General features: G+C 33.5%; 8 protein-coding genes and 1 riboswitch. Of the genes, 6 read left to right on the top strand and 2 right to left on the bottom strand.

What is annotated here, in order from left to right:
• Window positions 1-68 precede the first annotated feature (68 nt).
• Window positions 69-959 (top strand): GLPGLI family protein, encoded by an 891-nt coding sequence (locus E0H99_RS04250; protein ID WP_131991473.1) that lies wholly within the window; start codon window positions 69-71, stop codon window positions 957-959.
• A gap of 58 nt (window positions 960-1,017) precedes the next feature.
• Window positions 1,018-3,723 carry a carboxypeptidase-like regulatory domain-containing protein gene (locus E0H99_RS04255; RefSeq protein ID WP_131991475.1) on the top strand — a complete coding sequence of 902 codons (2,706 nt, stop codon included), beginning with the start codon at window positions 1,018-1,020 and terminating at the stop codon, window positions 3,721-3,723.
• 54 nt (window positions 3,724-3,777) lie between these two features.
• Here the strand turns inward: E0H99_RS04255 and E0H99_RS04260 are convergent, their stop codons facing one another.
• Both E0H99_RS04260 and metK read right to left on the bottom strand, forming a co-directional pair.
• Window positions 3,778-5,550: a DUF4153 domain-containing protein gene (locus E0H99_RS04260; RefSeq protein WP_131991477.1), complete on the bottom strand. Its 1,773-nt coding sequence runs from the start codon at window positions 5,548-5,550 to the stop codon at window positions 3,778-3,780.
• A gap of 135 nt (window positions 5,551-5,685) precedes the next feature.
• Window positions 5,686-6,936 carry a methionine adenosyltransferase gene (gene metK / locus E0H99_RS04265; protein WP_131991479.1) on the bottom strand — a complete coding sequence of 417 codons (1,251 nt, stop codon included), beginning with the start codon at window positions 6,934-6,936 and terminating at the stop codon, window positions 5,686-5,688.
• Between the two features lie 762 nt (window positions 6,937-7,698).
• On the opposite strand from metK, the gene E0H99_RS04270 reads away from it, so the two are divergent.
• The 4 genes from E0H99_RS04270 to E0H99_RS04285 all read left to right on the top strand — a co-directional run bounded on the left by E0H99_RS04270 (window position 7,699) and on the right by E0H99_RS04285 (window position 12,273).
• Window positions 7,699-7,908, top strand: coding sequence for a hypothetical protein (locus tag E0H99_RS04270; RefSeq protein WP_131991481.1), 210 nt, complete (start codon window positions 7,699-7,701; stop codon window positions 7,906-7,908).
• Window positions 7,909-8,138: 230 nt separating this feature from the next.
• A riboswitch (SAM riboswitch) is annotated at window positions 8,139-8,263 on the top strand.
• A gap of 78 nt (window positions 8,264-8,341) precedes the next feature.
• Window positions 8,342-9,304 (top strand): alpha/beta fold hydrolase, encoded by a 963-nt coding sequence (locus E0H99_RS04275; RefSeq protein WP_240723437.1) that lies wholly within the window; start codon window positions 8,342-8,344, stop codon window positions 9,302-9,304.
• A gap of 24 nt (window positions 9,305-9,328) precedes the next feature.
• Window positions 9,329-11,743 (top strand): bifunctional aspartate kinase/homoserine dehydrogenase I, encoded by a 2,415-nt coding sequence (thrA, locus tag E0H99_RS04280; protein ID WP_131991485.1) that lies wholly within the window; start codon window positions 9,329-9,331, stop codon window positions 11,741-11,743.
• A gap of 101 nt (window positions 11,744-11,844) precedes the next feature.
• A complete protein-coding gene (locus tag E0H99_RS04285; RefSeq protein WP_131991487.1) occupies window positions 11,845-12,273 on the top strand; it encodes an OsmC family protein in 429 nt (142 codons plus the stop codon).
• The last annotated feature ends 37 nt before the right edge of the window (window positions 12,274-12,310 follow it).

Consider the following 12,310-nt stretch of genomic DNA (forward strand, 5'->3'; position numbering starts at 1 on the left):
TATTATTTTAACAGAATGCGTGTAACAAAAACAGTATTTTTAAGTCTTATGTATTAAAATCCAATAGTATGTATAAAGTAATTTTCACATTAGTATTAGCTGTCGCATCATTTATGGGGCTTCACGCTCAGGAATTTCAAGGAATGGCAGTTTACGAATCGAAGACGAGTACCTCCGATTTCAAAACCAGAATGGAAGGCAATAAGGAGATGACTCCGGATATGCAAAAAAGGATTGAGGAAAGTATGAAAAAAATGTTTGAAAAAACATTCATTCTTAATTTTGATAAATCGGCATCTATATATAAAGAAGAAGAAAAATTAGATACGCCAGGTCAAGGTGGTGGCGGAATGCGAATGATGATGTCTATGACGGGCGGAGGAGGAACGTATTATAAAAATGTAAAAGACAAGTCCTATACCGTTGATAAAGAGTTTATGGGAAAAGAATTTCTAGTAAAAGATTCGTTGCCCAATTTACAATGGAAAATGGAAAGTGAAACCCGAATTATTGGGGGCTATAATTGTTTCAAAGCAACTGCTGTGCGTCCTGCGAGCAAAACAGATTTTAGAAATTTCAGACCAAAAAAAGAAGATGCCGCAACAACAAAACCAGCTGATGCCACAAAGAAAACCAGTCTTCTAGATGAATTGGACATGCCTAAAGAAGTTATAATTACAGCTTGGTATACACCGGAAATTCCAGTGAATCAAGGGCCGGAAAACTACTGGGGACTACCTGGTTTAATATTGGAAGTAAATGACGGCAAAACGGTTACTTTATGTTCGAAAGTAGTTTTGAATCCTAAAGTTAAAACCGAAATAAAAGCGGCAACTAAAGGAAAAGTAACGACTCAAAAAGAATTTGACGAAATCGTATTGAAAAAAATGGAAGAGTTTAGAGACATGAACCAAGGACGCGGTGGAAATGGCGGAATGAGAATGAGAATTGGAGGGTAATAATAAGCCAAATAAGAGTTTAAAATCAATACTATAAGATTTCATCCATAATTTCTAAATGAAAAACACAATACTAATTGCCTTGTTTCTTATTACCTCAATTTCCTTTGCACAATCCGTTAAATTAGAAGGGCTAATTACCGATTCAAAAACTGTTGGGCTTGAAATGGCCAATGTGATGGCGGTAAATAAAGCCACAAAAGGAATGGATTCCTACGCCATAACAAATGACAAAGGGAAGTTTGTTCTTAATCTAAAACCAAATACAGCGTATAGTTTAAAAATCAGTTATTTGGGAATGCAGAATAAAGAACTGGACATTACCACGACTTCAGAAAATAGCATTAAGAGCATTGTGCTTGAAGAAGGCGGAATTGAATTGGACGGAGTCGAAATTGTTCGTGAAATGCCGGTTTCGATAAAAGGAGATACCATTGTTTATAATGCTGATTCTTTCAAATCCGGAACAGAACGAAAACTGGAAGACTTGCTGAAAAAATTACCCGGAGTGGAAGTAAACGCAGATGGAGAAGTTGAAGTCGAAGGTAAAAGAGTAACTAAATTGATGGTAGAAGGCAAAGATTTTTTTGATGGCGACACTAAGTTGGGCGTAAAAAACATTCCTGCGGATGCCATTGATAAAATTCAAGTGTTGCGAAACTACAGCGAAATAGGTGCGCTAAAAGGAGTGGAGAATAATCAGGACAATATTGCGATGAACATCAAACTTAAATCAGGAAAGAAAAATTTCTGGTTTGGAGATATGACGGCAGGAATTGGAGTGGCACACGAGGAAAGTCGCTATTTAATAAACCCGAAATTATTTTATTACAATCCAAAATACAGTATCAATTTAATCACAAATTTCAATAATATTGGCGAATTGCCGTTGACGGTACAGGATTATTTTAAATTCACGGGCGGTTTTAGAGGTATGATGCAAAAAGGCGGTTCCAGTTTTAATGTCTCTTCAAATGATTTAGGAATTTCACTTTTAAGAAATAATAGAGCTAAAGAAATTGAGACTAAATTTGGAGCTACAAATTTTTCATACAATGTAAATAAAGCGTGGACTTTAAGTGGTTTTGGGATTCTTTCTTCTTCTGAAACTGATTTAGAAACGAAGTCACAAACAAATATTTTACAGCCTAATTCTTCTGAAATTCTTTCTACAGAGAATCGTCAGGAAACTGCGAATCAAAAAAGTAATTTGGGATTGTTCAAATTGAGTTCGAGTTATAAACCGACTACGAAGTTTCAATTTGACTATGATGTATTGGCTAAATTGTCCAAACAGGATGAGAATAATTCGTTATTGAGAGAGTCTATTGTCAATAATAATAATGCTACAACTGAAAACATCAATACATTAAAAAAGCAAGATCCAATTTCAGTAAATCAAAACCTGAGTTTGTATTACACACAAAGCGATAAAAATATTTTTGCTTTCGAAATGCAACATTTGTACCAAGAGGAAGATCCTTTTTATAATGCTAATTTACAATCGCAACCTTTTAATTTAGCCGATTATATTTCTGGGCAAAATAGAAATAACATCAATCAAAGTCGTTTTGTAAAAACCAATAAGATTGACGCTAAATTGGATTATTATTACATGGTTACACCAAAAAGCAATATCAATGTTACGCTAGGAAATACGTATTCCCATCAAAATTTCAACTCCAGTATTTTTCAGATTTTGGATAACGAAACGGTCAACAATTTAGATGATGTTGCGAATACAAATGATGTGAATTACAATTTCAACGATACATTTTTAGGATTGCATTATAAGATTTTGAGCGGAAAATTCACTTTTACACCAGGAGTGAGTCTGCACAGTTACAACATGACAAATGAGCAATTAGGAACCAATAATAGTCAAAATTTCTTCAGAGCATTACCGGATTTCTTGGCGATTTATCAAATCAAAAAGTCGGAAACATTAACCTATAATTTTTCATACACCAATAATTTCAGCGATATAAACCAACTTGCCGAAGGATTTATTTTCTCAAATTACAACAGTTTGACAAAAGGAAACCGGCTTTTAGAAAACGCTACGGCACAAGTACATTCGTTACGTTACTTTAAATACAACATGTTTAATTTTGAAAACATAACCGCTTTTGTCAATTATTCCAAAAGAGTCGATGCGATAAAAACCAGAGCTATATTCAACGGAGTAAATCAAACATCATCTCCTTTCAACTCTGATTTTGCAGATGAAACGCTGTCAGGAAATGGTTCTTACGGACGTTCTTTTTTGAAGAATTACAAAGCCTCTTTGGGAGTTTCTCTAAATTGGTCTAAGTTCAATAACATTCAGAACAATGTGTTGTCAACAAACGAGAGTTTTACCCAAAACTATACATTGAAAGCGTCTACGAATTACAAGAATATGCCCAATCTAGAGTTGGGGTATAATATTGTAACCAACGATTATAATAATGCTACTTTTTACACGGAAAAGCCTTTTGCAAGACTGGATTATTTCTTCTTGAACAGTTTTTCATTCGTAACGGAGTATGAGTTTTATCATTATTATAACAACACTAAAACGGTCAATAATGAATATGATTTTTTAAGTGCCAGTTTGATTTATCAAAAGAAGGGCAGCAAGTTAGAATATAAAGTAAGCGGAACGAATTTGTTGAACACAACCTCGTTAAATGATGATAATTTTAGCCAGTTTGCAACCAGAACTTCGCAATATACAGTACAACCGCGCTATGTGATTTTTTCTTTAAAGTATAATTTGTAGTAGATTTGCCAGAAGATAAAAGGCCTTTGAAGGTCATTCTTCAAAGGCTTTTTTTTAGTTTTTAATTCCCAATAACACTTTGATTTGGAACTGATTTACCGTTTTTTTATTTCCTTTTCTATCTCCACTTACGTTTATATAGTATATTAAAATTGTGTATTTAGGAGTTTCAATTTTTTGTGTAATCTTTTGGTTCCAATTTTCATTTTTGTCGAAAGCAGGAGTTTGGTTTACAAAATCCACAATCTTCAACGGAACAATGTCCTGGTTGATTTGTAAGTCTACTCCGTATTCTTTTTTAGTAGAAATAATGGAGTAAGACTTATTGTCGATTTTTACACATTCGTTACATTCTAAATCTTCAGTATTCAAAATGGAAAAAGACACATCATACCCTTGAATGTTTTCAATATTTTGATTGTTGTTTTCGTAAAAATTATAAAAATATTCTTTGTTGTTTTTTCCTTTTTGGTCGTATGGAGAGCGATAATCGAGCCCCAATGCTTCCATGATTTGGGAAGAATTTGGATTTTTGTCCTTTTTAATCAGAGCAGTTAGTTTGTCTTTTGTAAATGGAAGAAGTACTTCTGAACCATAGTTCTCTTCTAAGAAATCAACAATACTGCTTAAATCTTGTTCTTGTTCGAAAGTGAGTTTTTCCTTTTCTATTTTTTGCAAATAGGACTCAAATCTGGAAAGCTGACTGTTTTTGGATATTGAATCTGCACTTTGCGGTCCAAGAATGGTAAGCAAAGCTGTTATGCACATTGTGATAGGAATGAACTTTATTTTAGGTTCTTTTTTGATTATAAAATAGGCTACTACAATCGTTAACCAAATTGATAATGCCAATACATAATAGCGTTCATGCGTAAATCCATAGAGATGGATTCTATATAAAATAGCCCAAAACAACAATCCCAATAACGGGACTAATAAATAATAAAACCAACGGTTAAAGGTTCGCATCCAAAGATTTCCAGTTTCTTCGGCAATAGGATGTACGAGTAAAAAAGAGAGTATACCAAAGATGGCAAAAACCAAAACGAGATTAGAAACCCAACCCACAGGCAAAGAAAGTGTGACTAAGATTTTAGTTTCATAACAAATCAAAATCACCAAGTAAATACTGATTAATGGAAGTAATACATATTGAGTGAAATTTTTAAGCCCTTTTGGATATTTTAAAATAAGTGGGGTCGATTCATTGCTGATTTCAGGAACGCCGGATAAAAAGAAAATAGTATTAAATATTCCTGCGATGATGAAAAATAAGTGAAGATATATTTTGTCGTAAAAATCCACATTGAATAAATGATGTATCGCTAAAATAGCCAAAGACAATCCGGAATACAGCACAACGCTATACAAGCCAGCGGTTAAAATACGCAGGAAAAGTTGTTTGTTAAATTCCCAAAATTCCTCTTGGTTGTAGATTTTTGATATAAAACCCGCAAACGAAACCAATAGATGTAAAGCAATGTTAAGTATTAAAAATTGTATTGCTTCTACATCTGTAATTTTATCCGAAAAACTAAATACAAAAGCAGTTACTAATCCACCAAGAATCAAACTGATTAAAAATCGAATCCAACTATTCTTTTGAGTTGCGGCGAAATATAAACTAACGGAAAGAAATAAAACCAAACACAGCGAGCAACACATGATGCTTTTAGTATAAAAATTCTCCATTGTATCATTTCTTTCCTCTGAGAGTGAAATTGCGAATACCGTCCCTAAAATCGTCAGTATGGTTTCTAGAGGGAATCTGAAAATGGTTTTTTGTGAAGCTAGTAATACGCTTTGGAAAGAAGGGAATTTAGCCATGATTTTGGTAAGTTTTTTTTTACTAAGTAAGGAAAAATACCGCACATAGCCAAACAAAAACCCCGAAGTCTGCAATTGCAGAATTCGGGGTTTGATATAAATCAGATTTAAATTTCTATGGTTCTAAAACCGGAATTACAATCCAAATGCTGTTTTAACTTGGTCAACGAAATCTAATTTTTCCCAAGTAAACAATTCAACAGTAACTGTTTTTTCGTTTCCACCTGGAGCAGAAAAAGTTTTAGTAACTGTTTCTGGAGTACGTCCCATGTGCCCATAAGCAGCAGTTTCGCTGTAGATTGGATTTCTTAATTTCAAACGTTGCTCAATAAAGTAAGGACGCATATCGAAAATAGCTTCTACTTTTTTAGCAATTTCTCCATTGGTCAAATTTACTTTTGATGTTCCGTAGGTGTCGATAAAAATACCCATTGGTTTAGCAACTCCAATTGCATATGAAACCTGTACTAAAATCTCGTCAGCAACACCTGCTGCAACTAAATTTTTAGCGATATGACGGGTAGCATAAGCAGCACTTCTGTCTACTTTACTTGGGTCTTTTCCAGAGAATGCACCACCACCGTGAGCCCCTTTTCCACCGTAAGTATCCACAATGATTTTTCTTCCTGTCAATCCAGTATCTCCGTGTGGTCCCCCAATTACGAATTTTCCTGTTGGATTAATATGGTATTGGATTGCATCATTGAATAAATGAGCATGCGTTGGATTTTTTGCAATAATCCTTGGAATCAAAATTTCAACGATGTCTTTTTTGATTTTTGCAAGCATTGTTGCTTCTTCGTCAAAATCATCGTGTTGTGTCGAGATTACAATAGCATCAATACGAGTTGGCTTATTGTCATCACTATATTCTAAAGTTACTTGAGATTTTGCATCTGGACGCAAATAGGTAATTTCGTTATTTTCACGTCTTAAAACAGCTAATTCCTGTAATAATTTATGAGATAAATCAAGTGCCAAAGGCATATAATTTTCTGTTTCATTTGTAGCATAACCAAACATCATTCCTTGGTCACCAGCACCTTGTTCTTCAGGATTTTTTCTGTCAACACCTTGATTGATATCAGCAGATTGTTCGTGAATAGCAGAAAGAATTCCACAAGAATTGGCTTCAAACATGTATTCGCTTTTTGTATAACCAATTTTTCTGATTACGTCACGAGCGATTTGTTGTACGTCTAAATAGGTATTTGATTTTACTTCACCAGCCAAAATTACCTGGCCAGTAGTCACTAAAGTTTCACAAGCTACTTTTGAGTCAGCATCAAATGCCAAAAAATTATCAATTAATGCATCCGAAATTTGATCTGCAATTTTGTCTGGATGTCCTTCGCTTACAGATTCTGACGTAAATAAATAGGCCATAATAATTATTATTTTAAAATTAAGCGAGAAAAAATAATTGCTGAAAAGGACTAAAGAAGAGTTTCTGCTTTAGCATTTTTTCTACTGAAAATTTTTCAGTATTCACAATGAATTGATTTCATTATGAAGAGGTTGCAATCAGTTCAAATTTTTCCTCTTGTATTCGGGTGCAAAGGTATGAAACCATTTTGAATTGCAAATTAATCTTAACTTTTTTTTGCTGATAAATCTTTTCATCTGCTTATATAAATATATAAAGAGAGTGTGGGGTTCATTTTTCTTTGTATTTTTTTTGAAACTTATTTGGAAAATTCAAAAATAGTTAGCATATTTGTTATAACAAAAAACAAAAGATGAAATTTAATGTGTGTAATATGTATAAAGCCATTCAGGAAAAATCCTGTGGGTCGTCTATTGCTTAAATTTAAATTAAAATTTATATAGCAAAAGCCTCCCAAGAAAATGAGAGGTTTTTTTTTGAAATCTATTTAGCTGAAAACAAAACAATATTAATTATAGAATGAATAACCTGAAAATCCAGAATACAAATAATTTTAAAGTCAAAAATATGATTTGTGCCAATGCCATTATGTGCATTCGTGTCTGTTGATTCCAAAAGTATAAGTTTATAACACAACTTAAAAACCCCTTTTGGATACGTATCTAAAAGGGGTTTTTCGTTCAGATTAATTTGCAAGTATAAAAATATTTCAGAATTCAAAAATAATTTAAAACATAACTAACAACGTAAATTCGAAGATTATGAGCACAACAAAACATTTCTCAAAGACATTTCAGTTACTGAAAAACTTTAGTTTCAGGACCAAAACAAAAAAGGAAAACGATTCAAAAAATGAATTGACGCATCCAAGATTTGAAATATCAAAAAATGATCCTTTGGCACAAAAAACAGTGCCGAGGTCATTACTATTTCAAATGTATTCAAAAGAAAATGAAGAACTTTTTATTTAATAAAGGGATGATATTTTAGCTTTTGATTCTTCGATAGTAAATCTCAAATTATGATTCCGACGAAAGATAAAACCATAGTATAGTGTTTTCTCTTTCGTCGGGATAATGATTATACGTACGATTTTTTCAAGTCAATTTGCAATAAATCAATTAGAACCAATTTGATAAAAATTTGGTTGTTTAAAAAAATAGTAGTTAATTTGTGCCATTAAGTTCAAAAACGTATTGAAATGTTATAAAGAAAGGCAGAGGGATTAGACCCGATGAAGCCTTAGCAACCCTTCGATTTATCGAAGAAGGTGCTGCATTCTACCTTTATTCTGAATTATTTCAGAATCTAAAGGAAAGATAACACAAAGAATTCTTCTAGTTCACTTCTAGCTTTCTTTCTAATATTTCCAGACACAAATCAAAAATCATAAAAGATTTGAAATTGGAAAATAAACCAACATCTATTACATTACAAAATTTCACCACCGAAAGTGGGGCTTTTTATGCTGCCTTAAACTTAAGTTTTCAAGTTTTTGGACCGGCTTTACATACAGGTCCCATCGTTTTGGTAAATCATGCATTGACTGGAAATTCCCAAGTTGTGGGAGATAACGGTTGGTGGAATGATTTAATTGGAGTGCACAAAACCATCGATACCAATAAATATACGATACTGGCTTTTAATGTTCCAGGCAATGGTTTTGATGATGCTATCATTGAGAATTATTCGGATTTTAATACCAGAGATATTGCCAGAATTTTTATTGAAGGCATTCATTTTCTTAAAATAGAACGACTCTATGCTATTATTGGCGGTTCTGTTGGCGGAGGAATTGCTTGGGAACTGGTGGCTTTAAAACCAAAAATCACGCAACATTTAATTCCTATTGCAACCGATTGGAAATCGACGGATTGGTTAATTGCCAATTGTTTTTTGCAGGAACAAATCCTGAAAAATTCGTCAAAACCTATTGAAGACGCTCGGATTCATGCCATGCTTTGCTATCGAACTCCAGAATCTTTTACTGCAAAATTTCAGAGAACCACAAATGAGGAATTAGCCATTTTTAATGTAGAAAGTTGGTTGGGTCATCATGGCAAAAAGCTTCAAAAACGTTTTCAAATTTCGTCTTACAAAATGATGAATCAACTCTTGAAGACGATAGATATTACCAGAAACAGCGATTCATTTGAAGAAATAACGTCAAAAATCGAAGCTGATATTCATATTATCGGCATCAACTCAGACTTGTTTTTTACGGCAAATGAAAATAAAGCAACTTACGAGGGATTAAAAAAATATAAAAATAATGTCACCTATCAAGAAATTGTTTCCATTCACGGACACGATGCTTTTTTGATAGAATACAAACAATTAGACAATTTGCTTGCTGCTATTTTTTAGAAGCAACACAACACAACACACAAAATGAAAATATTAAAATTTGGAGGTAAATCTTTATCGAATGGCGACGGAATAAATAAGGTAGTTGCAATTATTACAGATAAAGTAAATCAAGGAGAGCAAATTGCTATTGTAGTATCGGCACGTGGAAATGCTACTGATGAGTTGGAAGAAATTTTGGATATTGCTTCTAAAAATGGAAATTATAAACCTTTATTTGAGGATTTCAAAAAATACCAACAAGACGATTACCAAGAGGTAGATTTGTCTGAGGAATTCAATGTTTTAGAAAAATTATTCGAAGGCGTTAGTTTAATTGGCGATTACAGTAATAAAATTAAAGACCAGATTTTATCAAAAGGAGAATTGCTTTCTGCAAAATTATTGACGGCTATTTTGGTTGAAAATGGAATAAATGCCCGTTTTGCCGATACGCGAGAATTGATAAAAACCGATTCTAAATTTGGTGATGCACAACCTTTGGAACAAATTTCTAAGAAAAATGTAATCAATTATTTCAAACAAAATAACGGAACAACCGTGAACATTGTTACGGGTTTCATTGGTTCTAATAACAATAATGACACAACCACTTTAGGAAGAAATGGCAGTAATTACACCGCTTCTTTGATCGCGAATTACTTAAATGCGGACGAATTACAGAATTATACACACGTAGACGGAATTTATACCGCAAATCCTGACTTAGTGCTTGATGCTAAAAAAATTGACCATTTGACTTTTAACGAGGCAAATGAGTTGGCTAATTTTGGCGCAACAATTCTTCATGCAAAGACCATCATTCCTTTGTTGGAAAAAAACATTCCGCTTCGTATTTTGAACACATTCAATCACGAAAATAAAGGAACATTAATCACATCTAATTCTAGCAAAGAAGGAATTAAAACACTTTCGGTACTTGAAAATGTATCATTAGTAAATCTGGAAGGAAGAGGATTGCTGGGGAAAACTGGCGTTGATGCCCGTATTTTCAGAGTAATGGGAGACAATGATATTAGCGTAAGCATCATTTCTCAAGGTTCTTCAGAAAGAGGGATTGGTTTGGTAGTTGCCGCTGATAAAGCGACTAAAGCAATGATTGAATTAGAAAAAGAATTCGAAAATGATTTCTATTCAAAAGATGTGAATAAAATCACGGTTACCGATAATGTTTCGGTAATTTCTATCATTGGCCAAGATTTGAGTACGTTTCATAAGCCTTACACGGCGTTGATAAAAAATAAAATTGTCCCGATTCTTTTTAATAATACGGTCACAGGGAAAAATGTGAGTTTGGTTGTGAAAAAATCGCAACTGAACAAAGCCTTAAATGTGATTCACGGGGAGATTTTTGGAGTTTCAAAGAAAATCAATATTGCTATTTTCGGACATGGATTAGTGGGCGGAACATTGATTAACCAAATATTAGAATCCGCCGCTACTATCGAGAAAAGAAAAGACATTAAACTGAATGTTTTTGCTATTGCGAATTCAAGTAATGTACTTTTAAATAAAAACGGCGTTACTCCAAATTGGAAAAATGAAATTCAAAACAATGGCTTTTCTTATACTATCGATGATGTAATTGCTTACGCAAATGAGCATCATTTGGAGAATTTAATTGCGATTGATAACACGGCAAGTGTCACATTTGTTGAAAATTATATTCCTCTGGCAGAAAGCAGTTTCGATTTGATTTCATCTAATAAAGTAGCCAATACATTAAGTTATAGTTTTTATAAAAAATTGCGAAAAGTACTGGCCGACAATCAAAAGAGTTATCTCTATGAAACCAATGTTGGAGCAGGATTGCCGTTGATTGATACGATTAAATTATTACACCTTTCAGGAGAAAATATTACGAAGATTAAAGGCGTTTTCTCTGGAACATTGAGTTATTTGTTCAATAATTTTTCTGCCAAAGACGCTCCGTTCAGCGAAATATTGAAGGAAGCAATTGATAATGGATATACGGAGCCTGATCCAAGAGAGGATTTGTGTGGGAATGATGTAGGTCGAAAATTATTGATTTTGGCTAGGGAATTAGACTTGCAAAATGAGTTTGAAGAAATCAACATTCAGAATTTAATTCCGGAACATTTACGCGAAGGTGATGTTTCTGATTTTCTTAATAAACTGACGGAGTTTGATCCGATTTATGCTAAAATAAAAGCGGAACAAAAACCAAATCACGTGTTGCGATATATAGGTGAATTGTCAGGCGATTTGCAAAATGACAAAGGAAATCTGGAAGTGAAATTAGTTTCAGTGCCATCAGATACGGCTTTGGGTGGATTGAAAGGTTCTGATTCTTTCTTCGAAATTTACACGGAATCGTATGGTGACAGACCAATTGTGATTCAAGGTGCAGGCGCAGGATCAGCAGTAACGGCGAGAGGTGTTTTTGGAGATATTTTGAGATTATCGGATAAAGGTTAGGGATTTTAGATCGCAGATTTTAGAATTTAGATTTCAGAATAAAAATAATTGTTGAATCCGCGTTTGGAAATCCGCGTCATCAGCGTTCAAAAAAGATAACAATGAAAATAACACTTAACAGAGTAAACGACAATTTCCACTTTGAATTAAAAAATGAACGTGGTCATATTGTAAATGTAGATAGTCGTCCGGAATTTGGCGGAAATGATATGGGAGCAAGCCCAATGGAATTGGTATTAATGGGTGTTGCAGGTTGTAGCGCGATTGATATGATTTCGATTCTAAAGAAACAACGTCAGGAAATCACGGCTTTCAAAGCTGAGGTTGAAGGCGAACGCGTACAAGTAGGAGAGGCAAAACCATTCAAGGATATTCACATAGTGTTTTATTTGGAAGGCCCAATCAATGAAGAAAAAGCAGCTAGAGCCGCACAACTTTCTTTTGAGAAATATTGTTCTGTTTCAAAAACATTGGAACCAACCGCAACCATACATTATAAAGTAGTTTTGAACGGAGTTGAATTGGCGTAAAGTTAAATTCACGAACTTTTAAAACTTTAATTTAAAA

Origin of the sequence: Flavobacterium sp. GT3P67 (assembly GCF_004349155.1) — a bacterium.
GTDB lineage: Bacteria > Bacteroidota > Bacteroidia > Flavobacteriales > Flavobacteriaceae > Flavobacterium > Flavobacterium ranwuense.